The organism is Phyllobacterium sp. CL33Tsu, assembly GCF_900113985.1.
In the GTDB taxonomy this organism is placed as follows: domain Bacteria; phylum Pseudomonadota; class Alphaproteobacteria; order Rhizobiales; family Rhizobiaceae; genus Phyllobacterium; species Phyllobacterium pellucidum.
Genome location: NZ_FORJ01000001.1, coordinates 618043 through 644070, shown reverse-complemented (window position 1 = coordinate 644070; position 26028 = coordinate 618043). Strand labels below are relative to the sequence as shown.

Here is a 26028-nt window from a genome sequence, read left to right as displayed (position 1 = left end):
CTAGCCGAACACGGAGGCCCCGTGGTCGGCCCGGCCGACTGCTTGCCGGAATGTCGCGAAGAGTTCGCGGCCCATGCCATAGCTGTTATGGCTGATGTCAACCTCGGGGGCGGGACGCCCCGCCAGAACGTCTGGATCCTCGAGCACATCCAGCGCGCCTATTTCTGCGTCGAGGCGGACGACATCGCCATCCCGGATTTTGCCGATGAGGCCGCCGTCGAGTGCCTCGGGCGTTACATGGATCGCGGCCGGAACCTTGCCCGACGCGCCGGACATGCGCCCGTCGGTAACGAGTGCAACTTTGTAGCCCCGATCCTGCAGGACACCCAACGCCGGGGTCAGCTTGTGCAATTCGGGCATGCCGTTGGCGCGCGGCCCCTGGAAACGCACCACAGCTACGAAATCGCGGTCGAGCTTGCCCGCCTTGAACGCATCCTGCAGTTCGGCCTGGCTGTCGAAAACGATGGCTGGCGCCTCGATAATATGGCGGTCCGCTTTTACCGCCGAAGTCTTGATGACGGCGGTGCCGAGATTGCCCTTGAGCATCTTCAGTCCGCCGGTCACCTGGAACGGCTCCTTGTAGGTGGACAGGACCTTCTTGTCGCCGCTCTCGGCAGCGATCGGCTCGCGCACGACAGCGCCGTTTTCGCCGAGCTTCGGCTCGATCGTATAGGCGCGCAGTCCCTCGCTGCCGCCCCAGACGGTCTTGACGTCCTCGTGCAGGAGCCCGGCATCGAGAAGTTCGCGGATGATATAGCCCATGCCGCCGGCGGCATGGAAATGGTTCACGTCGGCAAGACCGTTCGGATAGACACGGGCGAGCAGCGGCACGATGTCTGACAGGTCGGAAATGTCCTGCCAGGTCAATTTGATACCGGCTGCAGCCGCCATGGCGACGAGGTGCATCGTATGGTTGGTGGAACCGCCTGTCGCATGCAGTCCGACGACGCCGTTTACGATCGTCTTCTCGTCGATCATCTCGCCGACAGGCGTATATTCGTTGCCGAGGGCGGTAATGGCGAGCGCCCGCTTCGCAGCTTCGCGGGTCAGCGCTTCGCGCAAGGGCGTTCCCGGATTGATGAAGGAAGCGCCCGGCATGTGCAGGCCCATGATCTCCATCAGCATCTGGTTCGAATTTGCGGTGCCGTAGAACGTGCAGGTGCCCGGGCCGTGATAGGACTTTGATTCCGATTCGAGCAGTGCATCACGCCCGACCTTGCCCTCGGCATAGAGCTGGCGCGTCTTTGCCTTTTCGTCGTTGGGCAGGCCCGTCGTCATGGGTCCGGCTGGAACAAACACCGCCGGAAGATGACCGAAGGTGAGCGCGCCGATGACGAGCCCGGGCACGATCTTGTCGCAAACGCCAAGATATACCGCGGCGTCGAACATATCGTGCGATAGGCCGATCGCCGTTGCCATGGCGATGACGTCGCGCGAGAACAGGGAAAGCTCCATGCCCGGCTGGCCCTGGGTGACACCGTCGCACATGGCAGGAACACCACCGGCGACTTGCGCCACGCCACCAGCTTCCTTTGCCGCCGCCTTGATGAGCTGCGGGTAGGTTTCAAACGGTTGATGCGCCGACAACATGTCGTTGTAGGAGGTTATGATGCCGAGATTGGGCACCACGTCGCCGGCAAGCGCCGCCTTGTCGGATGGACTGCACGCGGCAAAGCCGTGCGCAAGATTGGCGCAGGCAAGCGCCGAACGTTTCGGCTTGCGCGAGGCCGCCTCCCGCAGGTGATCGAGATAGACATCGCGCGTTGGTCTTGATTGTTCGCAAATGCGATTGGTAATGCTTTTTACCCGTTGCAGGACGGTCATCTTCTATCTCCTCTTGGCGGCTGCCCGGAAGTTGGGAGCTTCCCGATGCAGCGACGCAGTCGGGCCGCTTACGGCGCCCAGAAAATCTCAAGCTCGATCGGCTCATAGCCCAGAACCGCACGGATCGGCATGTCGAGCGCGCTGCCTTCGCCAAGCGCAGCATCGAGCACGTCCTTCTTCGCCGCGCCTTCAATATGCAGTGCCACGAATCGCGATCCGGCAATCATCGGAAGCGTCAGCGTCAGCCTCGGTTCGCCCGCGCCTTCCGCCTGCATGGGCAGAACCGGCGCCGTCTGGTCCGGCGCAATCGTCGCAGCAAGATGGTCGCCGCCCGGAAAGAACGATGCCGTGTGCCCGTCATTCCCCATGCCAAGTACGGAAACGTCAAACGGGCGTCCAAGCCGGCCGATTGCCTCGGACGCCAGTTTAGCACCTTGTTCGACATTGGGCGCAGGATTGTAGAGGCCGACGAAATTGGCATCCGCCGCTTCGTTTTGCAGGAGCAGCTCGCGTACGAGCTTCTCGTTGGACCGGTCGCTGGTCGGCGGCACATACCGCTCGTCGATGAGGGTAATCGTAATGTTCTTCCAGGGCAGCCGCTTGTGGGAAAGAGCTTTGAAGAAGCGGGCAGGGGTCGTGCCGCCGGAGACCGCAAGCACGGCACTTCCGCGTTCCTTGCATGCGGTGCCAAGCCGTTCGGCGACGGCGGATGCGAGTGCCGCAGCGAGCGCATCACCGTCAGCGAAACTGTTCAGCTTATGATCGATCACCATGACACGTGCGACCTTCCTATGCTTCCGCTTCGTGCCAGGTCCGACCGTCGCGCTCGATCAGGGCGATCGCAGCCGATGGTCCCCAGGTGCCGGCCGTATAGCCGTAGGGCGGCTGTCCGTCCTCGGCCCAGGCCTTGAGAATGGGGTCGACCCACTGCCAGGCCGCAACCACCTCGTCGCGGCGCATGAACAGCGTCTGGTTGCCGCGCACGACATCCATGATCAAGCGTTCATAGGCATCGGGATTGCGTGCCTGGAAGGACTCGGCAAAGCTCATGTCGAGCGGAACATGGCGAAGCCGCATACCGCCCGGACCCGGATCCTTGATCATCATCCACTGTTTGACCCCCTCGTCGGGCTGCAGGCGGATCACGAGCTGGTTGGCGACCACGCGGCCGGCGCTGTCGCCGAAAATCGAGTGCGGGATCGGCTTGAACGAAACGACGATCTCGGATGCGCGCGTGGCGAGGCGCTTCCCGGTCCGCAGATAGAACGGCACGCCGGCCCAGCGCCAGTTGGCGATCTCGGCCTTGATGGCAACGAACGTCTCGGTGCTGCTCGGCTTGCCGAGTTCGTCCAGATATCCCTTGACCGCGCCACCGGCGGACGCCCCGGCGCGGTATTGGCCGCGCACAGTCAATTCCTCGTAATTCTTGTTGTTGATCGGGCTGAGCGAGCGCAGCACCTTCAGCTTCTCGTCGCGCACCGCATCGGCGTCCATCGACGACGGCGGTTCCATGGCGACGAGGCAGAGCAGCTGCAGCATGTGGTTTTGCACCATGTCGCGCAGCGCACCGGCCGTATCGTAATAGCCGGCGCGGTTCTCGAGCCCAACGGCTTCAGCCACGGTGATCTGGACGTGGTCGATATGAGCGGAGTTCCACAAGGGCTCGTAGAGGGCATTGGCAAAGCGCAGGGCCATCAGGTTCTGCACGGTTTCCTTGCCGAGATAGTGGTCGATGCGGAATATCTGCTGCTCGTGGAAGACGTGACCGATCGTGTCGTTGAGGGCGATCGCCGAGGCGAGGTCGCGGCCGATCGGCTTCTCGACTATGATGCGGGTATGATCGTGCACGAGCTTGTGGCTCTTGAGCCGGCTCGTGATATCGCCAAACAGTGACGGGCTGACCGCAAGATAAAAAGCTCGGATTCGCTTGGTGTCGTTGCCGATCGCCGCCTTGAGTTCTTCCCAGCCATTATCGGACGTGGCATCCACGGCGACATAGAAGATCCGTGAAAGAAATTGGTCGAGCTGCTTTGGATCGATCTCGTCGGCCTTGACGAATTCCTTAATCGCCGCCGCCGCAAAATCGCGGTAGCCCTGGTCGGTCATGGCCGAACGCGAGGCACCGATGATGCGGGTCGGCTCGGAGAACTGCCCGTCACGCTGACGCTGGTAGAGAGCCGGTATCAGTTTGCGCTCTGCAAGATCGCCTGTGCCACCGAAAACGATACAATCAAAGGGTTCAACCGGGATTATCTGGCTTGTCATACGGATGCTCTCATTATGCCTGAATGCGTCGAAGGGCGCAGAGTTGTATAATCTAATCGATTTAAAATGACCAGTCCCAGCGCACGAACTGCGTCAAAATGCATTCCCAATTCGTGTCGGTTCACTTACGATTGCAACGAACAGGAAGTAGTCATGGTACAGAATCTCTCCAAAGTTGTCGCGCAGGATCAAAAGTTCCTGAACATCATCAACGGTCGGCAGGTCGCGGCACTTTCGCAAGAAACGATCACTGTTTTGTGTCCATCGGATGGCCTTGCCTTTGCAAGCATCCCGGCAAGCAAGGCGGAGGATGTCGACCTGGCCGTTGGCGCAGCGCGCGCCGCCTTTGATCATGGACCCTGGTCTCGGATGTCCGCTGCGGAACGCGGCAGGCTGTTGACCAGGCTCGGGCAATTGATCGAGCGCCACGGCGACGTACTCGCGGCGCTCGAATCGCGCGACACGGGCAAGCCGCTCCGCCAGGGAAAGGCCGATGTTGCCGCTGCGATGCGCTATTATGAGTTCTATGGTGGCGCCGCCGACAAGATCCACGGCGATACCATTCCGTTCAATGATGGCTACACGGCGCTCACTTTGCGTGAGCCGCATGGGGTCGTTGCCGGGATAATTCCCTGGAACTATCCGCTGCAGATCCTCGCAAGGGTCGTGGGGGCAGCGCTTGCCATGGGCAATACTTTGGTGGTCAAGCCTGCCGAAGATGCATCGCTTTCGACCATCCGTATCGGTGAACTTGCCATCGAAGCCGGTTTTCCGGAGGGTGTGCTCAATATCATCACTGGTTATGGACGCGAGGCGGGGGCGGCGCTATCCGCGCATCCGGGCATCGACTACGTCACATTCACCGGGTCGCCAGCCACCGGCACCGCCATCCAGCAGGCAGCCGCGTTCAACAATCGCGGCGTTACCATGGAACTTGGCGGCAAGTCGCCGCAAATCGTCTTTGCCGATGCCGATATCGACAAAGCCCTGCCGGTCATTGTCAATGCGATCATCCAGAATGGCGGCCAGAGCTGTTCCGCCGGCAGCCGCGTGCTTATCGAGCGCAGCATCTATGGCGAGGTTGAGGGCGCGCTCGCCGAACGCTTCAGCAAACTTGTCGCCGGACCGCACGATGCCGATCTTGATCTTGGGGCCGTAATCAATCCGGCGCAGAAGCGCCGCATCGGTTCCTACGTCGCCGGCGCCGTGGAAGCCGGCATCGAAATCGTTGCGCGCGGGTCAATTGCTGCTGCCGCGCCGGCGGCCGGTTATTACGTGGCGCCCGTGCTCTTCGGTTCGGTCGATCCCTTGGCGGTGATCGCACAGGAGGAAGTGTTCGGTCCTGTCCTTTCGCTCCTTGCCTTTGACGATGAGAGCGACGCGATTAGCATTGCCAATAATACTGAATACGGCCTTGTCGCCGGGGTTTGGACGCGGGACGGCGCGCGTCAGCATCGCGTCGCCAAGCGGGTCCGCGCCGGGCAGGTCTTCGTTAACGCCTATGGCGCTGGGGGCGGCATCGAACTGCCTTTCGGCGGTTTCAAACGATCCGGCCATGGCCGCGAGAAGGGGTTCGAGGCGCTTTACGATATGTCGGCGACCAAGACGATCGTTTTCCGCCACGATTGACCGCAAATATCAAGCAATTCCAGCAATGAGCATATCCAGGAGATGAAATGACCCGTTTGGCAGGCAAGACAGCAATCATCACCGGCGCAGCGTCAGGGTTCGGCGAAGGGATGGCAAAGCGCTTTGCCGAGGAGGGCGCCAATGTCGTAGTGGCCGACCTCAATCTCAAGGGTGCGCAAAAGGTTGCCGCAGCTATCGGCGCGAAGGCTATTGCCGTTCATGCCGACGTGACGCGCAAGGACGAAGTAGAGAGCATGGTCCAGGCGGCAGCCGACCAGTTCGGCCGCATCGACATCATGGTCAATAATGCCGGCTTCACCTACCGCAACGGGTCGATGCTCGACGTTGACGAGAGCACGTTCGATCTTATCACCGGCGTCAACATGAAATCGATCTACTATGCGGCACTCGCCGTCGTTCCGATCATGGAGGCGCAGGGAGGCGGCACGATCATCACCACGGCGTCGACGGCGGGATTGCGGCCGCGGCCGGGCTTGACCTGGTACAACGCTTCCAAGGGATGGGCGATAAGCGCTACCAAGTCCATGGCCATCGAGCTTGCACCCAAAAAGATCAGGGTGAATTGCCTCTGCCCTGTGGCAGGCGAAACGCCGATGCTCGGGCTGTTCATGGGCGAGGACACGCCGGAGAAGCGCGCGCAGTTCAAGGCGACCGTGCCTCTCGGACGCCTGTCGACGCCGCTCGATGTCGCCAATGCTGCGCTATGGCTTGCCTCGGATGAAGCGGAGTTCATCACCGGTGTTGCGCTTGAGGTGGATGGGGGACGTTGCATCTGAACGATGAACTCAGGTTGCATCAAAACTTGAATCAGTTGCCGGGTGGTCTACATTGCACGCGTAGTCCAGCTTTTCCCACGGCGCTCCTCTGATCCGTTTGGACCCTGCGGCGCCTCATCATCAAGGACATCATCATGACATCCAAACCTGTCTGGTTCATCACTGGCTGTTCAACCGGTTTTGGCCGCGAACTCGCGCGGCACACGCTTGAACTCGGCTATCCGACGGTCGTCACCGCGCGCAACCCGGCGCATGTCGAAGAACTTGCCAAAGACCACAAGAACAATGCCCTCGTCCTGAAGCTCGATGTGACGAAGGCCGAAGAGATTGCCAGCGCAGTCAAGGCGGCGCACGAGCATTTCGGTCGGATCGATGTGCTCGTGAACAATGCCGGCATCGGCTATTTCGGCTCGCTCGAAGAGAGCGACATGGATGAAGTGCGCAAGATGTTCGACATCAACGTCTGGGGTCTCGCCAACATGACGCGCGCGGTCCTGCCTGTCATGCGCAAGCAGCGCTCCGGGACGATCGTCAATATTTCCTCGCAGGGCGGTCTCATCGCCAATGTCGCCGTCAGCTTCTATGCAGCAACCAAGTTCAGCGTCGAGGCGCTTTCGGAATCGCTGTCGAAGGAGGTGGCGCCGCTCGGGATCAAGGTCCTGATCGTCGAGCCCAGCGGCTTCCGTACCGACTGGGCGGGGCGCTCGGCCAATGAAGTACCGGAAACGATGGAGGACTACCGGACCACCGCCGGCGCGCGGCTCGATATGCTGCGCAAGGTCAGTGGCAACCAGCCGGGCGATCCGGTGCGCGCGGCAAAGGCGATCGTCCAGGCCGTGGAGGCGGAAAATCCACCGCTGCGTCTTCTTCTCGGCAAGGAAGCGCTAGAAAATGCCCGCAAGAAGATCGGCGAACTGGCGCGTGATTTCGACGCCTGGGCCGAGGTGACCGTCGGCGCGGACGCACCGAAAGGCGAATAGCCCAGCAAGGTTGATTCAACCTTCGTTCAGGAACGGACATGTTCGCTTTCAGCGAAGTTGTGTGCTATTAGCTAAGTTAGCTAATCTGGAGAACTCCGATGCAGGTCAATGTCCATGCAGCCAAATCAAATCTCTCGAAGCTGATCGATGCCGCCTTGTCGGGAGAAGAGGTTATTATCGCCAAAGGCAACAAGCCGGTGGTGAAGCTGGTTCCGATCCCCAAAAGCCGCTTTAAAGCCGGAGCGCTCAAGGAACTTGCCGGTACGGCGCCGGATTTTCTTGAGCCTATGTCCGAGGAGGAATTGGCGCTTTGGGAACGTAGTGAATGAGAGCTGTCTTGCTCGATACGCATGTCTGGGCTTGGTTTATGCTTGCGGATAAACTTCTTCCGGAAGCTCATTTGTCGATGATTGAGGAAGCCGATGAGGTTTTCGTTTCTCCCGTGAGTTTTTTTGAAATCAGCCACAAGGTGCGGCTCGGCAAATGGCCGGAGATGGCGCCCTTTGTTGATCGCCTTCTTCCCATATTCGAAGCACAATTGGGCCGTGTTGCAACTTTGACGCCTGAAGTAAGCCTCAAGGCAGGCCTGCTGGATTGGCCGCATCGCGATCCCTTTGACCGGATGCTCGCTGCGAGCGCGATTCACTATGAGTTGCCCCTCGTCTCCGCCGATGTGGCATTCGACCAATTGACGGAGCAGAAAGGTTGGATTGCGCGTATATGGTAGTGGCCGGCATGGCCGGCCATAATTTCTCGTTTGAGGCCAGTTCTATCAGATCAGATGACGCAAGATCACGAACAGTGTGAACGAGAGAGCGATCGAAACGGGCAGTGTCAGCACCCAGGCCATCAGCAAGTTGCGCACGGTCGACATCTGCAGTCCCGATCCGTTCGCAACCATCGTTCCGGCGACGCCCGACGATAATATGTGCGTCGTGCTCACCGGCAGGCCGAGCGTGTCGGCGGTGAAAATGGTCCCCATGGCCACCAGCTCGGCGGAAGCGCCCTGGCCGTAGGTCAGGTGGGTCTTGCCGATCTTTTCGCCGACGGTCACGACGATGCGCCTCCAACCGACCATGGTTCCAAGCCCGAGCGCCAGCGCCACGGCCACCTTGACCCAGGTCGGGATGAACTTCGTCGCATTGTCGATTGCCTGGTGATAGGTCTTGATGACGGCAAGGTCCGCCGCTTCCATCGGCAGCAGCTTCTTCTTGTCGATCAATTTGAGCGCCTCACCCGCAAGATACATGTCGTTGCGGGTATTGCTGACCATGCCGGTCGGCACATTAGCGGCCGAACCGTAGGGCGAAATGCTCGCATTGGTATCGACGATGAATTGTTGTAGCGCGACAGTCGTGGCATCGCTCCAGGTTTTGGTGCGCACGGCCTCGCTGACGACGGCATGCGCATCCGTCACGACGACACCGGGCTTTTCGTATTTCTGGAGAACGGCGCCGGCCTGCGTCGCAGCGGCCTTGTAGGCATCGAGATAGTTGATGTCGGGAGTCCTGTTGAGTGCAAAGGCGGTCGGCACGACGCCGATCAGGATGAGCATGATCAAGCCCATGCCCTTCTGGCCGTCGTTTGAACCGTGGGCGAAACTGACGCCCGTGCAGGTGAAGATCAGCATTGCGCGAATCCACAGAGGCGGTGGCGTATTGCCCTTCGGCGCCTCATAAAGCGCCTTGTTCCTGATGAATAGCTTCATGGTGAGAAGCAGAAGCGCCGCCGCGCCGAAGCCGACAAGCGGAGAAATCAGCAGCGACATGCCGACTTCGGTCGCTTTCGACCAGTCGACACCGCTGGTTGCCGTGCCTGTCGGCGCGACGAACTGGTTGGCAAGGCCGACGCCGACGATCGAGCCGATGAGCGTATGCGAGCTTGAGGCGGGCAGACCGAAATACCAGGTGCCGAGGTTCCAGATGATCGCGGCCGCCAGCAGCGAGAAAACCATGGCAAGGCCGGCGCTCGAACCCACCTGCATGATCAGTTCGACCGGAAGCAATGAAATGATGCCGAAGGCAACCGCACCGCTTGCGGTCATCACACCGAGGAAATTGAAAAAGCCCGACCAGATCACGGCGAATTCCGCCGGCATCGAATTGGTGTAGATGACCGTCGCGACCGCATTGGCGGTATCGTGGAAACCGTTCACGAACTCAAAGCCCAAGGCCGTCACCAGGGCAAGACCGAGCAGGATCCACGGCACCGCGACGGCACTGGTCAAATCCTGTGTCAGCGACCAGCCGACATAGATAAGGCCGGCGATCAGGATCGCGACGACCGCATAGTTGGGCAGATTGCCGAGGCTCTTGGGTTTTTCGAGAGGGTGTTCGCTGAGGCTCGTTGCCGCCAAATTCTCCGCCGTCATAGCCAGTTCCCCTACCAATCCATCATCGAAATATGGGGAAAGCCTATGGCCCGTCGATGAACCTCTTATGACAATACGGGATTACTTGCGCCGGGCGCCGGGAGTCTCTATCGGTTTTTTGGAAAGCAACACTGGAAGCGCCATGCATAAGGTCGTCATCAGCGGTACGGGCGTTTTCACGCCTGAACAGTCCATCAGCAACGCCGAACTGGTCGAGGCGTTCAACACCTTTGCGACGCGGCAGAATGAACTTCATGCCGACGAGATCGCGGCGGGAACGCGCGAGCCAATCGCCATGTCGGCCGAAGATTTCATCGTGCGTGCATCGGGCATCCAACGTCGCCACGTCCTCAACAAGTCAGGGGTGCTCGATCCCGAAATCATGCATCCGGTCTTGCCAGAACGCCGCGACGACGAACTCTCGGTCATGGCGGAAATTGCGGTGCAAGCCGCAACGGACGCGCTCGCCAAGGCCGGACGCACCGCCTCGGAAATCGATGCGGTCATTTGCGCCGCCTCCAACCACGAGCGGCCTTACCCTGCCATCGCCATCGAGGTGCAGCAGGCGCTCGGCATCGAGGGTTTCGGCTTCGACATGAACGTCGCCTGTTCGTCGGCGACCTTCGGCATTCAGGCGGCGGCAGACATGATCCGTTCAGGCTCGGCCCGCGCTATCCTCATGGTCAATCCCGAAATCTGTTCGGCGCATCTCGAATGGCGCGACCGGGATTGCCATTTTATCTTCGGCGATGTCTGTACGGCGGTATTGCTCGAGCGTGCCGATCTTGCCACGGCGCCCGATCGTTTCGAAATCGTGTCGACCCGCTGCCTCACCCAGTTTTCCAACAATATCCGCAACAATAACGGGTTCCTGCGGCGGACCCGCGAAGGCCATATGAGCGACCGGCGCGACATGCTGTTCCGCCAGGAGGGTCGCAAGGTGTTCAAGCAGGTCGTGCCAATCGTTGCCGACCTTATCCTCACTCACCTTGCCGACGAGAACATTGCACCCGCGCACCTGTCCCGCCTCTGGCTGCACCAGGCCAATAAGGGCATGAATGATCTGATCGGCGTCAAGGTGCTGGGGCGCGAGCCGCAGCCAGGCGAACAGCCGAACATCCTGCAGGATTACGCCAACACGTCGTCGGCCGGATCGATCATCGCCTTCTCGAGATTCTCCGACGATCTCGCACCCGGCAGCCTCGGCGTCATCTGTTCCTTCGGCGCCGGTTATTCTGTCGGCAGCGTGATCGTCAGGAAGTTATAGCTGCTAGACCCGGTCCATCAGCGCGTACCAGCTGAGCGCCAGAAACAGCAGCGGCGCCCGTAATGTGCGTCCGCCGGGAAATGCCGGGACCTTCAGTTCCTCCAGAAGCTTTAGCCGGTCGCGATTGCCGGCTACGGTCTCCGCATAGAGCTTGCCCACATAGTTGGCCAGCATCACCCCATGGCCGGAATAGCCGCCGGCCGAGATCACATTCGGCATCACCTCGCGCACGAAGGGTTGGCGCGGAAGCGTGATACCGACCGAACCGCCCCAAGCCTGTGTTATCTCGACATCCGCCAGTGCCGGATAGATTTCGGCGATCTGCCGCCGGATATGGGTGCTGATGTCCTCCGGATTATCGGCCGTATAGGCCTCGCGCCCGCCAAAGAGGAGGCGACCGTCGCGGGAGCGGCGGAAATAGCGCACGACAAAGCGGGAGTCGTCGACACTTTCCCCGCCCGGGAGGACGGGGCTGTCCTTGCCGAGGGGAACCGTGGCGCCGATGAAGGAACGGATCGGCATCACATGCGCCGCGCTGACGGGCTCGAGATTGCCGCCATAGGCGTTGACCGCGATCAGGGCCTTGGCCGCCGTCACGGTCCCCGCACCGGTCGTGACAGCAACGCGTCCGTTTTCGGAGCTGATCCCCGTGACCTTGGTGTTTTCGAAGAGATGCGCGCCGGCTCTTGCCGCGGCGCGGGCGGTTCCAACGACGAGCTTCATCGGCTGGATGTGGCCCGTGCCCTTGTCGTAGTTTCCCCCGAGGAAACGGGTAGAGCCGAGCCGCTCGGCAGTCTCCGCCGCATCCATGAAGTGAATATGCGAATAGCCGAAACGTGTCGCCATAAGCTCCGCATGCTTTTGGTAATGCTTCAGATAGCGCTTCTTGTGCACCACCGACATTTGCCCCGGCACATATTCGATGTCGATACCATGGGTTTCGGCAAATTGCAGGAGGTAGGCTTTTGCCTCTTCGGCAAGATCGAACAGTGCCTTGGCGCGGGTGAAACCATACTGCGCTTCGAGGTCCTCGGCCCAGGTGCGCTGGCCGGTGCCAAGCTGGCCGCCGTTGCGTCCCGATGCGCCGTCGCCGAAGCGATAGGCTTCGAGCAGCACCACGTCGGCCCCTGCCGACGCCAGGTGGACGGCGGCTGAAAGGCCGGTGAAACCGCCGCCGATGATGACGACGTCCGCCTGGCGTGATCCGTCGAGTGCCGGATATTCGGTCCGGTCAGGAATGGTGGTTTCGTACCAGGAGATGCCGGGTGAAATGGGCGATTGATAGGGCATGTCGTAAGGCAATTTTCGTGTCAAACGTTGAGCAGCAAATATTCGCGCTCCCACGGGCTGATCACCTCCATGAAGGTCTCGAACTCGGCGCGCTTGATGGCGGCGTAGGTTATGACGAAGGCTTCGCCAAGCATGCCGATCAGGTCCTTGTCCTGCTCGAACAGGATTGTCGCTTCGATGAGACCGCGCGGCAGTTCGATCAGGCTGTCATTGACCGTGGTCGAGGCCGGTGCGTCGGGCTCGAGCCTGTTGTTCATGCCGATCAGACCGCAGGCGAGCGACGCCGCAAGCGCGAGATAGGGGTTGGCGTCGGATGATGGGATGCGGTTCTCGACGCGGCGCGCCGAGGGGTCCGAGCGCGGCACGCGAAACGCGGTCGTGCGGTTGTCATAACCCCATTTGACGTTCACGGGAGCCGAGGCCGCCGGCGTAAGACGCCGGTAGGAATTCACATAAGGCGCGAACATGACAAGCGATGCCGGCACGTGCTTTTGCATGCCGCCAATGAAATGCCGGAACGCTTCGCTTTCGGTGCCATCCGGATTGGTGAAGACATTGCGGCCCGTCTTCTTGTCGATAATCGACTGGTGGATGTGCATGGCCGAGCCCGGCTGTCCCTGGATCGGCTTGGCCATGAAGGTCGCGTACATGTCGTGCTTGAGCGCGGCCTCGCGGATGGTGCGCTTGAACATGAACACCTGGTCGGCAAGTTCCACGGGATCGCCGTGGCGCAGGTTGATTTCGAGCTGCGCCGCGCCTTCTTCGTGGATCAGCGTGTCAATCTCGAGGCCCTGGCCTTCTGAGAAATGGTAGATATCGTCGATGAGCTCGTCGAACTCGTTGACGCCGGCGATGGAATAACCCTGGCCGCCGCCGATGGCGCGACCGGAACGGCCGACCGGCGGGGTCAGCGGGTAGTCGGGATCGGGGTTCTTGCGGACGAGGTAGAATTCGATTTCCGGGGCGACGACCGGCTTCAGGCCTTTCTTGCTATAGGCGGCCATGACGCGCTTCAGGACGTTGCGCGGCGTGAACTCGACGGCCTCGCCCTCCTTGTTGACGAGATCGCAGATGACCTGCGCCGTCGGATCGCTTTCCCAGGGAACCTCGGAAAGGGTCGAAAGGTCCGGCATCAGCTTGAGATCGCCGTCGTCCTCCGGATAGGAAAAACCGTGGCCGTCTTCTGGATAGGAGCCGGAGATCGTCGCCATGAACACGGCGGAGGGCAGGGCGAGCGAGGTATTGGATGTGAATTTTTTCGACGGCATCATCTTGCCGCGGGCGACACCCGCCTGGTCCGGCGTAATGCATTCAATGTCTTCGATATCCCGCCAGGCCAGCCATTCTGAAGCTTCGCGCCAGTTTTTCACCCCGCGCTTGGATTTGACATAGGCTGGCGTTCGCCGCCGTGTTGTAGTCCGCGCGGGCTTCTTCTCAGGGGTTTCGGAAGGCATCAATCACCAGATTTCGTTTCGATGCCAAAATGATAGAGCAAAATACTTGCCGATGGGAGGCAGGCCCCGGATATATTTGTGGAGGGTCGGGTCTGGCTGTAGTAGCAGGAACGCCACACGACCGGTGGCGGTTGGGCGGGGGCACCGAGCGACGACGTTTGCCAAAAGGGGTAGAAGGAAGGGCACACGATACGACTGGCGACGGTTCCTCGCATTTCCCTTGCGCTGTCTCAGACCCGTACGCGCACCTTCTCGCGCGACCTTCCCTTGCCGTTATCGCGCATTCTCACCGCCGTCATCCTCGGGCTCTTGTCCCGAGGACCCATTCTTCCTTTTGCGGGTCGAGAGTCTAAAGGTGGATCCTCGGGACAAGAGCCCGAGGATGACGGCGGTTGGGGAGTTGGTGGGGTGTTAAACGGGTGAGAGCTGCGGGGTGTCAACGCAGCGAACAGCGGTTGAAACAGCGCGGCAGGGAGGGAGTCGAACGCGGCAATGGGAAGCTGAACCGGAAAAACCGACGTGATGGCAGAGGAATGGTCCGCGAAGTGCCGGTTACCGAAGCGTGTGGTAGAGATCATCCCACTGCGGGTTCAAGCCTTCGATCAAGCGTATCTTCCATTCCCGGTACCACCTCTTCATCGATTTCTCCCTCTGGATGGCATCGACGATGAGTTCATGCTGTTCGTACCAGACAAGCCGCTTGCAGCCATACTTCCACGCAAATCCCGGCGTCAGGCCTTCTCTGTGTTGATAGACACGGCCGGGTAGGTCCGCCGTCACGCCAATATAGAGCGTGCCCCTTCTGGAATTGGTGACGATGTAAACGTAGCCGCTCATTCTGGACCCCGAGGTTGCGCCCCTGAGTCTGGCCACTCGCCGTGGACGTGTAAATTGAACGAAGGTCGAAGAAGGAGCCTCTCGTCGTCCTCGCACCACCCTCGCCGTCATCCTGGCCCTTGATCCTACGATCCACCCTTTCGATCTCACGCCGCAAGGCGGAAAAACCAAAACCGCCCGCAATCGCTTGCGGGCGGTCTTTGCGCCGTGCGGGCTCCAGACCGAAGCCCGAGAAGGCCACGGCTGCAGTTATTGGCGCGTGACCACGACCGGGATCAGAAGATCACCCCAGTTGCCGTCGCCGCCGTGATGGCGGGCCGAGCGGACGAGTTCCACCGATACGCCGGCATCGACCGCCTTCATCACGGACTGGTTGAGGCGGTGCAGGTCGTTTGCGACCATGCGAATGACAGCCTGCTGGTCTGCATTCATGGCCGATGATTGCTCCTCGGCCCGTTCCTTTACGCGTGTCTGCGGTGCCATGATTTTCTCCTTGTTTGGCGTTGCAGCGGCGGTCTTGTGATCGCCGGATGGGCGAGGCGGCATATATGGGCCAGGCCGCCTCGTCGGTTGTTACTCCGCGGCCGGACGGAACTGCGCCGTCTCGGTCGATTCCTTCATGGCCGTCGTCGAGGACTGGCCGCCGGTGATTGCCATCGAGACCGCATCGAAATAGCCGGTGCCGACCTCGCGCTGGTGCTTTGTGGCGGTGTAGCCATTGGCCTCGGCGGCAAATTCCGCTTCCTGCAGTTCCGAATAGGCCGACATCTGCCGGTCCTTGTAGCCGCGGGCGAGTTCGAACATGCCGAAATTGAGCTGGTGGAACCCGGCGAGCGTAATGAACTGGAACTTGTAGCCCATGGCGCCGAGTTCCCGCTGGAACTTTGCGATCGTTGCCTCGTCGAGATGCTTCTTCCAGTTGAACGAGGGCGAGCAATTATAGGCAAGAAGCTTGTCCGGATGCTCCTTGCGCACGCCTTCGGCAAAGCGCCTTGCCTGTTCAAGGTCTGGCTTCGACGTCTCGCACCAGATGAGATCGGCATGCGGTGCATAGGCGATCGCCCGGGCGATACAGGGTTCAATGCCATTCTTGACCTGATAGAAGCCTTCCGCTGTCCGCCCCGCATCATAATCCACGAACGGACGATCACGCTCGTCGATATCGGATGTCAAAAGCTTCGCGGCTTCCGCATCGGTGCGGGCAATGACCAGCGTCGGCGTGCCCATGACGTCGGCGGCAAGCCGCGCGGCATTGAGATTGCGGATATGCGCCGCGGTCGGGATCAGCACCTTGCCGCCGAGATGCCCGCACTTCTTCTCCGAAGCGAGCTGATCCTCGTAGTGGACGCCGGCAGCACCCGCCTCGATGAACGCCTTCATGATCTCAAAGGCATTGAGCGGACCGCCGAAGCCGGCTTCTGCGTCAGCGACGATCGGGGCAAACCAGGTCTCGACCGAAAGACCCTTGCTCTCCGCCGTCTCGATTTGGTCGGCGCGCTGCAGCGTCTTGTTTATGCGCTTGGCCAGTTCCGGCGCTGCATTGGCCGGATAGAGCGACTGGTCCGGGTACATGGCTGAAGCTGTATTTGCATCGGCTGCAACCTGCCATCCGGAAAGATAAATTGCCTTGAGGCCTGCGCGAACCATCTGCATTGCCTGATTGCCCGAGAGAGCACCCAGCGCATTGACGAAACCTTCTTCGTGGATGAGCTTCCAAAGCCTGTTGGCGCCGTTTTCAGCAAGAGTATGTTTGATCTGAACCGAGCCTCGCAGGCGCAAGACATCGTCAGGCGTATAGGGGCGTTCGATACCATCATAGCGGCCCTCCGGAGCGTTTGGTACGAGGTTGTAAAAATCGGTCATTCTTTTCTCCACAAAGAGTTTTCGTCCCACAGCCTGATGTGCTTACGCTGCGTTGATGTGACTAAATTTACATTGCAGCGCGGTACGATCCAGAAATATCGCGATATTTGGGCATCATTTCGAGTTAGGCTGTGGCAATTTGACAGCTGCCAATTGTAAAATTGTAATCTTGTAATAGGCTATCGTATGTAAATTGTTGTCAATGAGTGGGAAATGCACGCTCACTCTGGAAACATGCCAAGCCGGGGGTGCATTGATGGCTGAGGGTAAAATCTTTGCGGGTCCGCGTATCCGTCGCATCCGCAACGAGCGCGGCCTGACGCAGACATCCATGGCCGAGGCGCTCGGCATATCGCCATCCTATCTCAACCTGATAGAGCGCAATCAGCGACCGCTGACTGTGCAGCTGCTGCTGAAGCTTTCCGCGACGTACAAGATTGAACTCGATACACTGCAGATGGAGACCGGTTCCTCCATGGCGGCGCTAAAGGAGGTCTTTTCCGATTCACTGCTTAACGGGGAATTGCCCGGCGACCAGGAGCTGATCGAGATCAGCGACGCGGCGCCCAATGCGGCTGCCGGGATCATCAAACTCTACCGCGCCTATAAGGAGCAGATGGAGCGGCTTTCCGACCTCTCCGATCTTTTGGCTCAGGACGGCCGCGCGCCTTCGCTTTCGGCGACGCGCCTTCCGCTCAACGAGGTGCGCGAAGTTCTGGAGCGGCGCGCCAACCATTTCCCGCGCATTGAAGGCGAGGTCGACAGTTTTGTCAGCCTCATCAAACCCGGTGACGAGCTGCTTGCCGCATTGAAAGGCTGGCTGAAGAGCGAGCATGGCATTTCCGTGCGCGTGCTTCCGGTCGCCACCATGCCCAACTGGCGCCGCCGCTATGACCGCCACTCGCAGCGCCTGTTCATTTCCGAACGGCTATCGCCCTTCGACCAACTGCGCGAAGTGGCGATGGAAGCGGTGCTTATGCGCATGCAGGTGGTGATCGCAGCGGAAATCCAGGAACTGAAACTCTCCTCGGACGAGGCGAAACGGATCGCGCGCTTCGAACTCGGGCGCTATGCGGCCCATGCGCTGATGATGCCATACCACCTCTTCCAGGCGGCAGCGACCCGGGCACGCTATGATATCGACGTCCTGCGCTCGCGTTTCAACGTATCGTTCGAACATGCTGCCAACCGCTTGACGACGCTGCAGAACCAAAACGGCATCGGCTTCTTCATGCTCGAAGTCGACCATGCGGGCAATCGTTTCCGCCGGGCCGGGTCACAGGGCTTTCCGCAGTCGCGCTTCGGCGGGGATTGCCCGAAACTTCCGGTGCATTCCGCCTTCGCCCAACCCGGCCAAATCCTTGTCGAGGCGGTCGAGATGCCGGGCGGCGCGGAGTTCCTGACGATTGCCCGCACGCTGGAGGGTCCGCAAGGCGCTTTCAACGAGCGTCCACGCCGCACAGCGATTCTCGTTGGCTGCGATATCGCGTTTGCCGATGATACGGTCTATGGCAGCGCGCTCGGCAACCGCAGCATCAGTGCTGCTCCGCTTGGCAAGTTCATCGGCATGACACAGGTTGGCCCCGCATGCCGGCTGTGCGAGCGGGTGGCGTGCCTCTCGCGCGCCGAGCCGCCGGTGACGCGGCCGCTCGGCCTCGACGAGATGGTGACGGGTCTGAGCGCATTTGATTTTCAATGAATGTGGCGATGGCGCAAAACCGATAATAGCTGGTCGCTCTGGTAGCTTTACCGCGCGCAAAGCTTAGGCATTCTCCGCGCATGAGCGCCACTGCAATTCCTATGCCTCCCGTCATTGGGCCCGATCCCGTCAAGAGTTCGGCGGAGACCGCGATCGGCTGTTTGCTCGTTGCAGGCTCGGCGATCGCCTGGGGCACGGGCGGCGCGTTTGCGCGGTTCCTCGATGTATCCGACAATTGGACAGTCGTTTTCTGGCGATCTGTTTTTGCGGCGCTGTTTCTCCTGTGCTTCATGCTGGTGCGCGACGGTCCACGCGGCACGTTGCGGCTTTTCCGGCACATGGGTTTGGCCGGGGTGGGCGTCGCCATATGCTTTGCCATCGCCTCGTCGTGCTTCATCATCGCGCTCTCCTATACGACTGTTGCCAATGTGCTCCTGCTGCAAGCTGGCGTTCCTCTGTTCGCCGCGCTGATCTCCTGGGTGCTGTTTCGCGAACGCGTGAGCGTTGCGACCTGGATCGCCATAGGCACCGTCATGGCCGGGGTGGCGATCATGGTGTCGGATTCGCTCGACGGCGAAGTTTCGCCCATCGGCGACATGCTGGCGTTGCTGATCGCCATATCCTTCGCCACTGCGACAGTGATCACCCGGCGTAAAGCGCACCTGCGCATGACGCCCGCCGTTTTCCTCGGCGTCGTCATCGCTGCAAGTGTGGCTTCGACTATGGCAGGCGAGTTTCGTGTCAGCGCCCACGATTTCGGACTGCTTTTCGCGCTTGGCGCCATCAATCTTGGCCTTGGGCTCGCACTCTTCGTCAGCGGTGCGCGCCTCATCCCGTCGGCGCTGGCCGCGCTGATCGGAACGCTCGAGCCAGTCCTTGGTCCGGTGTGGGTCTGGCTCCTCCATAATGAAGTGCCTTCGCCGCGCACAATCATCGGCGGCACTATTATTCTCGTGGCGCTGCTGCTGCATCTCGGCTGGGAATACCGCCGCCAGCGCCATCTTCGGACAGCCTGACGCGTCGCGCCGATGCCAGGCGCGTGCACAAAAATCACGCTCGCGCAAAATTAAGCAGCGAAGTCTTCGCAACACGGTTGACGAAGCAGTTGCAATCTAAAAAGGTAGGTCCAGCAAGGGAACACGGCGCGCCGCGGGAATGGCGTGCCGGCAGCATGGAGACCTAAATGGGAATGAAAACTGTACTGTTGACGGCGACACTCGCGCTCGGCCTTGCGAGTTCGGCATTGGCCGCGGACCGCGTCGTCAACGTCTATAACTGGTCGGACTATATTGATCCCACGATCCTTGAAGAATTCACCAAGGAGACTGGTATCAAGGTCGTCTATGACACGTTCGACTCCAACGAGATTCTTGAAACGAAGCTGCTCGCCGGTGGAACCGGCTACGACGTCGTGGTACCAACCGCCAACTTCCTGCAACGCCAGATCGCTGCTGGCGTGTTCCAGAAGCTCGACAAGTCGAAACTGCCCAACCTTTCCAACGCCTGGGACGAGATCACCCAGCGCATCTCCACCTATGATCCCGGCAACGAATACTCCGTCGACTATATGTGGGGCACGACCGGCATCGGCTACAATGCCGACAAGATGAAGGAAATCCTCGGCTCAGATGAGAAACCGAGCTGGGACGTCCTGTTCAAACCTGAACTTGCGGCCAAATTCAAGGATTGCGGCATTCACATCCTCGACTCTGCTTCCGATGTCATGCCATCTGCTCTCAACTATCTCGGGCTCAATCCTGACAGCAAGGACCCGGATGAACTTGCAAAGGCCGGCGCCTTGCTTGAAACCATCCGCCCCTATGTGCGCAAGTTCCACTCTTCGGAATATATCAATGCGCTCGCCAACGGCGATATCTGCCTTGCGCTGGGTTATTCCGGCGACATCCTGCAGGCGAAGACCCGCGCTGACGAGGCCAAGGCCGGCGTAAACGTTGCCTATACGATCCCTTCGCAGGGTGCGCAGATGTGGTTCGACCTGATGGCGGTCCCGGCCGATGCGCCGCACGTCGCTGAGGCTCACGAATTCATCAATTACATGCTCAAGCCCGAAGTCGCCGCCAAGGCCTCCAACTACGTTTCCTATGCCAACGGCAACAAGGCTTCTCAGGCGTTGATGGACAAGGCCGTGTTCGAAAATCCGGAGGTCTATCCGGATGAAGCGACCTTGAAGAAACTCTTCACTGTCACACCCTACGACACCAAGACCCAGCGGATCGTCACGCGCCTGTGGACGAAAGTGGTCACAGGCCAGTAACTCCAAAAAACCCCGGCATCCCTGCCGGGGTTTTTCACGTTATGAATAGAGACCGGGGCAGGACATGAAATCACTGGGAAGCTTTCGCCGTAAATTCGCACCTTGGAACGATCCGGAGGCCAAGCCTTTCATCGCCATCGAGAACGTCACGAAGAAGTTTGCCGATTTCACCGCGGTCGATGACCTGTCCCTCAATATCTACAACCGGGAATTTTTCGCCCTTCTTGGGGCTTCCGGTTGCGGCAAATCTACCTTGCTGCGCATGCTCGCCGGATTCGAGGAGCCGACCGCCGGCCGCATTCTTCTTGACGGCCAGGATATGCGCGGCATCCCGCCCTACAAGCGGCCCGTCAACATGATGTTCCAGTCCTACGCGCTTTTCCCGCATATGACGGTGGAAGCGAACATCGCCTTCGGCCTGAAGCAGGACGGCATGAACAAGGCCGATATCGACACGCGCGTTGCGGAGATGATCAAGCTCGTCAAACTCGAACGGTTCGTCAAGCGCAAGCCGCACCAACTATCGGGTGGCCAGCGCCAGCGCGTCGCCCTCGCGCGTGCCGTCGCCAAGCGCCCGAAAGTCCTGTTGCTCGACGAGCCGCTCGGCGCGCTTGACAAGAAGCTGCGCGAAGAAACCCAGTTCGAACTGATGGACCTGCAGATGAAGCTCGGCCTGACATTCGTGGTCGTCACGCACGATCAGGAAGAGGCGATGACCATGGCCGACCGCATCGCGGTCATGGACAAGGGCAAGGTCATGCAGGTGGCGACGCCCGCCGAGGTATACGAGGCGCCGAACTCGAAATTCGTCGCGGATTTTATCGGCAATGTGAACATGTTCGAAGGCATGACCGAGAACGTGGCAAACGGAAAGATCGAAATTGCCGTCGCGCCCGACAACATGCTCATTCGCACCGATGCGACCAAGACTTGCTCGGTGGGGCAGCCGGTTGGATTTGCGATCCGGCCGGAGAAAATCCGTATCAGCCGCAAGCAGCCTGCCGACGCCACGTTCAACTCCGCCTACGGCGAAATGTGGGATATCGCCTATTTCGGCGACATGACGGTCTTCCATGTGAAGCTTGACAGCGGGCGGATCATCAAGGCCGCAAGCCTCAATGCCATGCGGACGGTCGAGGACCCATTCGGGTACGATGACAAGGTGTGGATCAATTTCGATACCGATGCGGGTATCGTGCTCACTGCGTGAGAAGGGGCGATGTCATGCAAAGACTGATATCGTCAATCGCGAGCCGGCTCGTCATTGTCGTGCCCTATATCTGGCTGCTGGTTTTCTTCCTTGTTCCGTTCTTCATTGTCTTCAAGATTTCCCTGTCGGAAGTTGCGATGGCGATTCCGCCTTATTCGCCGGTATTCGACCTTTCTGCCGGCTGGACAGCATTCAAGGACAGCGTTTCGAAGTTCTCTTGGGATAATTATATCTGGCTGACGCAGGACCCACTCTACTATAGGGCGTATCTCTCCAGCCTCTTTATCGCCGGCGTTTCGACCGTCCTCACACTGCTCGTCGGCTACCCCATCGCCTATGGCATGGCGCGCGCGCCCGCCACTGTAAGGCCGACGCTGCTGATGCTGGTCATCCTGCCGTTCTGGACGAGCTTCCTCATCCGCGTCTATGCCTGGATCGGCATTCTCAAGCCCGAGGGCCTGCTCAACCAGTTCCTGATGTGGGCGCATGTCATCGACACGCCGCTGAACATTCTCAACACCAACACCGCCGTCTTCATCGGCATCGTCTATTCCTACCTGCCGTTCCTCGTCCTGCCGATCTACTCGGCGCTGGAGAAGATGGACTATTCGCTGGTTGAAGCGGCCGAAGATCTTGGCTGCCCGCCGATTGCCGCCTTCTGGAAGATCACCTTCCCGCTATCGCTTCCCGGCGTCATTGCCGGATGCTTCCTGGTCTTCATTCCAGCCGTGGGCGAGTTCGTCATTCCCGACCTTCTCGGCGGTTCGCAGACGCTCATGATCGGCAAGACGCTGTGGAACGAGTTCTTCTCCAACCGCGACTGGCCTGTCTCTTCAGCCGTCGCGGTCATATTGCTGCTGCTGCTCGTCGTTCCAATCGTGCTCTTCCAGCGCGCCGAAGCGCGAGCCCAGGAAAGCGAGAAATGAGGCACATGAAATGAACACGACCTGGTCCCGCTTCAACATCGCTTCGTTGGTCGTCGGCTTCGCCTTCCTCTATCTGCCTATCGTCCTCCTGGTCATTTACTCCTTCAACGAATCGCGCCTCGTCACGGTCTGGGCCGGCTTTTCGGTCAAATGGTACGTCTCGCTTTTTCACAACCAGAGCTTCATTGACGCAGCATGGGTGACGATCCGCGTCGGTCTGTTTTCGGCGACCGTCGCCACGATTCTCGGGACGCTCGGCGCTCTCGCAATGACCCGGTACATGCGGTTTCGCGGACGCCTGCTGTTTTCAGCAATGATCTATGCGCCGCTGGTGATGCCTGAAGTCATCACTGGCCTTTCGATGCTTTTGCTCTTCGTTGCCGTTGGCATGGATCGCGGCATCTGGACGATCACGCTTGCGCATATCACCTTTTCCATGTGCTTCGTGGCGGTGGTCGTTCAATCGCGCCTTGTGACTTTCGACCGCTCCCTCGAGGAAGCCGCGATGGACCTTGGGGCGACACCGGTAACGACCTTCTTCAAGGTGACGCTGCCGGTCATTCTGCCTGCCGTCGTGTCCGGCTGGATGCTGGCATTCACCCTGTCGCTCGATGATCTCGTCATATCGAGCTTCACATCGGGGCCGGGCGCAACGACGCTGCCGATGCGCATCTATTCGCAGGTTCGCCTCGGTGTGACGCCCGAGATCAACGCGGCCTGCACCATCCTCATCGCCATTGTGACCGTCGGCGTCATCATCGCGTCGATTGCCAACAAGCAGCGCGAAGTGCAGCGGGCGCGCGACGAGCAGGCGGCAGCCAGAAACTAGAACGTTCAAGCCATAGCTTTATCAATACTGCATTAGCTCGATGCGATTCCCGAATGGGTCATGGACGAAGCGACGTTCGATCCCATCCAGCGGCGACGCTTCATCGCTAAGGGTAATGCCGGCGGCTTCCAGTTTCTGCTGCAGCAATGCCAGATCATCGACCACGAAGGCCGGATGGGCCTTGCCTGCCGGGATGAAGTTTGGGTCTACACCGAGATGGACCTTGACCGTTCCGGCTTGGAACCAGCACCCGCCACGCGAGATGAGCTGTGCGGGCTTTGCGACCTCACGCAGGCCAAGGAGCCCATCATAGAAGGCGCGTGCGGCCGCTTCGCCGTTGACCGGCATTGCCAATTGAACATGGTCCATACCGATGATGCGCATTATTCAATATCCAGTCAGTTCTGCGGCGAGATGATCGGCGAGATGAAGGGATTGTCCCACGATCCACCGATGAAGAAGCGCGTATGGTTGACGGCGGGCTCCGCCGCCGGCGTTGGCTGCTCGGTTCCTTCCGCTGCCTTCGGCGCGGGTATTGGCGCGGCGTAGTCGCCGGTTAGCGCAAGGCTCTTGCCGGCGAGCGTGACGATCCCGGCAAAGTTCAAGGTGCCGGATTTGTTTTGCATCTGGGCTGTGTCGATGGCGGCGACCCCATCCATGATGTTGGCCTTGATCTCGAGCCGGTCAAATGCCAGCCAGGCATTGGTTTGTTCGTTGAGGCTGAAAAAGCGGTCGGTCTTGGCCTTGCCGAGCAGGCTGTTGAAGTCGAGGCTGCGGATTTGGCCGGCGCCAAAGCGCATGCTCAATGTTCCCTTGGCGTTGGCGAGCGCCGATGACCAACGCGAAATCGGACCCTTGAGCACCAGCGAAATCGTCCCTTTGCCGAGTTCGAAGCGATCGCCCAGGCTGAGCAGCGAGGCGATGGAAGCGCTGTTGACGTCTGTCCCATTGAGGCGCAGTTCGCCGAGCGTAGCGCCATCGCCTTCATCGGCAAGCTGGAAGCTTGCCGCCACCGAACCGTCAAAGGCAGATGCCTCGCCAATGTCGAATATTGCCCGGCCGTTGCGAATTTGCGCAGTTGCGGCCACTTTGGCGAGGTTGACCGATCCAAGCGTCGCCTTCTGCGTGGAGAGGCGCAGATCGAGATTGAGTTTTTTAAGAAAGGCCGTGTCGATCACGGCGTTGGAATTTTCCGGGCTGTCCGGCAGAGGCATGAAACCGGAAAAGACGGAGCGCAGGTCGAGAGTCTCGAACGCAAGCGTCCCTGTGACACTCGGCGTGCCATCGTCAAGCACAACCTCGATGACACCCTTGGCCGGATTGTCGTTCAGCGTAGCCGTCAGGCCGTCGAGCTTCATGCGCGACGCGGAACCCGAGACGGACGCATCGAGTGCGAAACTGCCGACCGGCGCGCCCGGGATCGAGACCATTCTCGACCATTCGAGCGTTCGGCGCAGCGAAGGCGAGGTCAGCGACAGGGTGCCCTCGAAGAACTGGTCCTTCGATATGTTGGCCGATCCGTTGAAGGAGAGGGTCAACGGTGTCGAACTGAGGTTCATCTGCAGCGGGCTGGTCCCCCCGGCCAAAAGCAACAGGGCCTTGGTAGCGGAACTGTCGATCTCGGTTTCCTCGTCGTGCCAGATGGCCGTGCCGCGGAAGCTTGCGACGCCGGATGTCTGGGGCCAGTCGAATACGCCGCTGATGCTCGATATCTCTTCCTCGACGCCATTGATGGGCCGCTTGAAGGTAACTCTTGCATCTTCGAGACGCACGCGGCCGAATGGTTGCGACGAGACCGTGCTCATATCCGGCTTGGACGGGTTCGCCTCAACGGCGGAACGTGCCTCGCGCACGACATCGCCAATGCGCCCATCGCTCTTAGCCAGCGCTTCGCCAATTTCGGAAAGGCTCTTTATCGGCTCATCGATGACAAAGCGCGGCCGCACGATTTTGGTTTCGGTGAATTCGATATTCCCCATCAATGCCGAAAGCAGCGACAGGTCGACTTCGATACGCTCGGCCTCCATGAAGGCGGCGCCGCCACGCTGCCATGGATTGCGTATGGTGATATCGCCAAGCGAGGCGCTGAAGACCGGGAAGAATGCGATTTGCGGCGACTGGCGGGACTCGACGCTGTAGCCGGTCCAGTTGCTGATTTCCTGGATCAGGCGCGCCCGGATCAGCTCCGTGCTCACCAGATAGGGCAGGGCAACGAGAACGCCGCCGGCAACGAGAGCCATCACCACAACCGTTGCGAGAAGGTTCCTTGGCCTGTACCAGGACATGAGCGTTTCCGAATTTGCCTTTGCGTGTGTTGGCCGCGCAAAACTTTATGCTTAACGACGGTTTAGCGATCATGCATGGCAATTCAAGCCGGTACAGGCATTTCCGCGTCAAATTGTTGCATATTGTAATAATTGCGTGCGTTACGCGACGTTGAGCGCGGCATACCCGCTCATCACCGCCGCCGCCGCCATCCCTCCAACCGCCGTTATCCTCGGGGCATTGCCGG

At 60.0% G+C, this 26028-nt stretch carries 23 protein-coding genes; 12 read left to right on the top strand and 11 right to left on the bottom strand.

Annotation, left to right across the window (positions count from 1 at the left end; genetic code table 11):
- The 3 genes from edd to zwf all read right to left on the bottom strand — a co-directional run bounded on the left by edd (nt 1) and on the right by zwf (nt 4089).
- Complete coding sequence (edd, locus tag BM074_RS03210) at nt 1–1824, bottom strand: phosphogluconate dehydratase (protein WP_027230273.1); 1824 nt, start codon at nt 1822–1824, stop codon at nt 1–3.
- A gap of 68 nt (nt 1825–1892) precedes the next feature.
- Nucleotides 1893–2597 carry a 6-phosphogluconolactonase gene (gene pgl, locus BM074_RS03205; protein WP_091919702.1) on the bottom strand — a complete coding sequence of 235 codons (705 nt, stop codon included), beginning with the start codon at nt 2595–2597 and terminating at the stop codon, nt 1893–1895.
- A gap of 16 nt (nt 2598–2613) precedes the next feature.
- A complete protein-coding gene (zwf, locus tag BM074_RS03200; protein ID WP_027230271.1) occupies nt 2614–4089 on the bottom strand; it encodes a glucose-6-phosphate dehydrogenase in 1476 nt (491 codons plus the stop codon).
- Between the two features lie 153 nt (nt 4090–4242).
- On the opposite strand from zwf, the gene BM074_RS03195 reads away from it, so the two are divergent.
- The 5 genes from BM074_RS03195 to BM074_RS03175 all read left to right on the top strand — a co-directional run bounded on the left by BM074_RS03195 (nt 4243) and on the right by BM074_RS03175 (nt 8222).
- The gene (locus BM074_RS03195; protein WP_091919700.1) at nt 4243–5718 is read left to right on the top strand and encodes an aldehyde dehydrogenase family protein; all 1476 of its coding nucleotides are present in this window, start codon (nt 4243–4245) and stop codon (nt 5716–5718) included.
- Between the two features lie 47 nt (nt 5719–5765).
- Complete coding sequence (locus tag BM074_RS03190) at nt 5766–6515, top strand: SDR family oxidoreductase (protein ID WP_091919698.1); 750 nt, start codon at nt 5766–5768, stop codon at nt 6513–6515.
- A 134-nt stretch (nt 6516–6649) separates the two neighbouring features.
- Nucleotides 6650–7495 carry an oxidoreductase gene (locus BM074_RS03185; protein ID WP_091919696.1) on the top strand — a complete coding sequence of 282 codons (846 nt, stop codon included), beginning with the start codon at nt 6650–6652 and terminating at the stop codon, nt 7493–7495.
- Between the two features lie 98 nt (nt 7496–7593).
- Nucleotides 7594–7824: a type II toxin-antitoxin system Phd/YefM family antitoxin gene (locus BM074_RS03180; protein WP_027230267.1), complete on the top strand. Its 231-nt coding sequence runs from the start codon at nt 7594–7596 to the stop codon at nt 7822–7824.
- An 8-nt stretch (nt 7825–7832) separates the two neighbouring features.
- Nucleotides 7833–8222, top strand: coding sequence for a type II toxin-antitoxin system VapC family toxin (locus BM074_RS03175; RefSeq protein ID WP_244532717.1), 390 nt, complete (start codon nt 7833–7835; stop codon nt 8220–8222).
- Between the two features lie 45 nt (nt 8223–8267).
- Here the strand turns inward: BM074_RS03175 and BM074_RS03170 are convergent, their stop codons facing one another.
- Nucleotides 8268–9866, bottom strand: a complete 1599-nt coding sequence (locus BM074_RS03170; RefSeq protein ID WP_091919694.1) for an inorganic phosphate transporter — start codon at nt 9864–9866, stop codon at nt 8268–8270.
- Nucleotides 9867–10008: 142 nt separating this feature from the next.
- Here BM074_RS03170 and BM074_RS03165 point away from each other — a divergent pair, with 142 nt between their 5' ends.
- Nucleotides 10009–11133, top strand: coding sequence for a beta-ketoacyl-ACP synthase III (locus tag BM074_RS03165; RefSeq protein WP_091919692.1), 1125 nt, complete (start codon nt 10009–10011; stop codon nt 11131–11133).
- Between the two features lie 3 nt (nt 11134–11136).
- On the opposite strand, the gene BM074_RS03160 is transcribed toward BM074_RS03165, so the two are convergent.
- The 5 genes from BM074_RS03160 to aceA form a co-directional block, all read right to left on the bottom strand.
- On the bottom strand, nt 11137–12423 hold the full coding sequence (locus BM074_RS03160) for an NAD(P)/FAD-dependent oxidoreductase (protein WP_091919690.1): 1287 nt from the start codon (nt 12421–12423) through the stop codon (nt 11137–11139).
- A 20-nt stretch (nt 12424–12443) separates the two neighbouring features.
- Nucleotides 12444–13877 carry a glutamine synthetase family protein gene (locus BM074_RS03155; protein ID WP_027230262.1) on the bottom strand — a complete coding sequence of 478 codons (1434 nt, stop codon included), beginning with the start codon at nt 13875–13877 and terminating at the stop codon, nt 12444–12446.
- 552 nt (nt 13878–14429) lie between these two features.
- Nucleotides 14430–14714, bottom strand: a complete 285-nt coding sequence (locus tag BM074_RS03150; protein WP_091919688.1) for a GIY-YIG nuclease family protein — start codon at nt 14712–14714, stop codon at nt 14430–14432.
- 249 nt (nt 14715–14963) lie between these two features.
- The gene (locus tag BM074_RS03145; protein ID WP_027230260.1) at nt 14964–15197 is read right to left on the bottom strand and encodes an SMc00767 family acetate metabolism repressor; all 234 of its coding nucleotides are present in this window, start codon (nt 15195–15197) and stop codon (nt 14964–14966) included.
- A gap of 90 nt (nt 15198–15287) precedes the next feature.
- Nucleotides 15288–16577 carry an isocitrate lyase gene (aceA, locus tag BM074_RS03140; RefSeq protein WP_091919686.1) on the bottom strand — a complete coding sequence of 430 codons (1290 nt, stop codon included), beginning with the start codon at nt 16575–16577 and terminating at the stop codon, nt 15288–15290.
- A 256-nt stretch (nt 16578–16833) separates the two neighbouring features.
- Here aceA and BM074_RS03135 point away from each other — a divergent pair, with 256 nt between their 5' ends.
- The 6 genes from BM074_RS03135 (at nt 16834) to BM074_RS03110 (ending at nt 23516) form a co-directional block, all read left to right on the top strand.
- Nucleotides 16834–18276 (top strand): helix-turn-helix domain-containing protein, encoded by a 1443-nt coding sequence (locus tag BM074_RS03135; protein WP_027230258.1) that lies wholly within the window; start codon nt 16834–16836, stop codon nt 18274–18276.
- Nucleotides 18277–18377: 101 nt separating this feature from the next.
- On the top strand, nt 18378–19292 hold the full coding sequence (locus BM074_RS03130) for a DMT family transporter (RefSeq protein ID WP_091919684.1): 915 nt from the start codon (nt 18378–18380) through the stop codon (nt 19290–19292).
- 167 nt (nt 19293–19459) lie between these two features.
- Nucleotides 19460–20551 (top strand): polyamine ABC transporter substrate-binding protein, encoded by a 1092-nt coding sequence (locus BM074_RS03125; protein WP_175492381.1) that lies wholly within the window; start codon nt 19460–19462, stop codon nt 20549–20551.
- Between the two features lie 64 nt (nt 20552–20615).
- Nucleotides 20616–21761, top strand: a complete 1146-nt coding sequence (locus tag BM074_RS03120; RefSeq protein ID WP_027230255.1) for an ABC transporter ATP-binding protein — start codon at nt 20616–20618, stop codon at nt 21759–21761.
- A 14-nt stretch (nt 21762–21775) separates the two neighbouring features.
- On the top strand, nt 21776–22687 hold the full coding sequence (locus BM074_RS03115; RefSeq protein WP_091919682.1) for an ABC transporter permease subunit: 912 nt from the start codon (nt 21776–21778) through the stop codon (nt 22685–22687).
- Between the two features lie 10 nt (nt 22688–22697).
- Complete coding sequence (locus BM074_RS03110; protein WP_091919680.1) at nt 22698–23516, top strand: ABC transporter permease; 819 nt, start codon at nt 22698–22700, stop codon at nt 23514–23516.
- Between the two features lie 21 nt (nt 23517–23537).
- On the opposite strand, the gene BM074_RS03105 is transcribed toward BM074_RS03110, so the two are convergent.
- The gene (locus tag BM074_RS03105) at nt 23538–23900 is read right to left on the bottom strand and encodes a VOC family protein (RefSeq protein WP_091919678.1); all 363 of its coding nucleotides are present in this window, start codon (nt 23898–23900) and stop codon (nt 23538–23540) included.
- 14 nt (nt 23901–23914) lie between these two features.
- Nucleotides 23915–25801: an AsmA family protein gene (locus BM074_RS03100; RefSeq protein ID WP_091919675.1), complete on the bottom strand. Its 1887-nt coding sequence runs from the start codon at nt 25799–25801 to the stop codon at nt 23915–23917.
- Nucleotides 25802–26028: the final 227 nt, after the last annotated feature.

Excerpts from the sequence above, each read along its gene's own strand:
- BM074_RS03150 (WP_091919688.1), bottom strand. The coding sequence starts at position 14,714 with ATGAGCGGCTACGTTTACATCGTCACCAATTCCAGAAGGGGCACGCTC.
- aceA (WP_091919686.1), bottom strand. The coding sequence starts at position 16,577 with ATGACCGATTTTTACAACCTCGTACCAAACGCTCCGGAGGGCCGCTAT.
- BM074_RS03165 (WP_091919692.1), top strand. The coding sequence starts at position 10,009 with ATGCATAAGGTCGTCATCAGCGGTACGGGCGTTTTCACGCCTGAACAG.
- BM074_RS03170 (WP_091919694.1), bottom strand. The coding sequence starts at position 9,866 with ATGACGGCGGAGAATTTGGCGGCAACGAGCCTCAGCGAACACCCTCTC.
- BM074_RS03180 (WP_027230267.1), top strand. The coding sequence starts at position 7,594 with ATGCAGGTCAATGTCCATGCAGCCAAATCAAATCTCTCGAAGCTGATC.
- BM074_RS03125 (WP_175492381.1), top strand. The coding sequence starts at position 19,460 with ATGGGAATGAAAACTGTACTGTTGACGGCGACACTCGCGCTCGGCCTT.
- BM074_RS03185 (WP_091919696.1), top strand. The coding sequence starts at position 6,650 with ATGACATCCAAACCTGTCTGGTTCATCACTGGCTGTTCAACCGGTTTT.
- pgl (WP_091919702.1), bottom strand. The coding sequence starts at position 2,597 with ATGGTGATCGATCATAAGCTGAACAGTTTCGCTGACGGTGATGCGCTC.
- BM074_RS03110 (WP_091919680.1), top strand. The coding sequence starts at position 22,698 with ATGAACACGACCTGGTCCCGCTTCAACATCGCTTCGTTGGTCGTCGGC.
- edd (WP_027230273.1), bottom strand. The coding sequence starts at position 1,824 with ATGACCGTCCTGCAACGGGTAAAAAGCATTACCAATCGCATTTGCGAA.
- zwf (WP_027230271.1), bottom strand. The coding sequence starts at position 4,089 with ATGACAAGCCAGATAATCCCGGTTGAACCCTTTGATTGTATCGTTTTC.
- BM074_RS03100 (WP_091919675.1), bottom strand. The coding sequence starts at position 25,801 with ATGTCCTGGTACAGGCCAAGGAACCTTCTCGCAACGGTTGTGGTGATG.
- BM074_RS03190 (WP_091919698.1), top strand. The coding sequence starts at position 5,766 with ATGACCCGTTTGGCAGGCAAGACAGCAATCATCACCGGCGCAGCGTCA.
- BM074_RS03135 (WP_027230258.1), top strand. The coding sequence starts at position 16,834 with ATGGCTGAGGGTAAAATCTTTGCGGGTCCGCGTATCCGTCGCATCCGC.
- BM074_RS03195 (WP_091919700.1), top strand. The coding sequence starts at position 4,243 with ATGGTACAGAATCTCTCCAAAGTTGTCGCGCAGGATCAAAAGTTCCTG.
- BM074_RS03145 (WP_027230260.1), bottom strand. The coding sequence starts at position 15,197 with ATGGCACCGCAGACACGCGTAAAGGAACGGGCCGAGGAGCAATCATCG.
- BM074_RS03105 (WP_091919678.1), bottom strand. The coding sequence starts at position 23,900 with ATGCGCATCATCGGTATGGACCATGTTCAATTGGCAATGCCGGTCAAC.
- BM074_RS03115 (WP_091919682.1), top strand. The coding sequence starts at position 21,776 with ATGCAAAGACTGATATCGTCAATCGCGAGCCGGCTCGTCATTGTCGTG.
- BM074_RS03155 (WP_027230262.1), bottom strand. The coding sequence starts at position 13,877 with ATGCCTTCCGAAACCCCTGAGAAGAAGCCCGCGCGGACTACAACACGG.
- BM074_RS03130 (WP_091919684.1), top strand. The coding sequence starts at position 18,378 with ATGCCTCCCGTCATTGGGCCCGATCCCGTCAAGAGTTCGGCGGAGACC.
- BM074_RS03120 (WP_027230255.1), top strand. The coding sequence starts at position 20,616 with ATGAAATCACTGGGAAGCTTTCGCCGTAAATTCGCACCTTGGAACGAT.
- BM074_RS03160 (WP_091919690.1), bottom strand. The coding sequence starts at position 12,423 with ATGCCCTATCAATCGCCCATTTCACCCGGCATCTCCTGGTACGAAACC.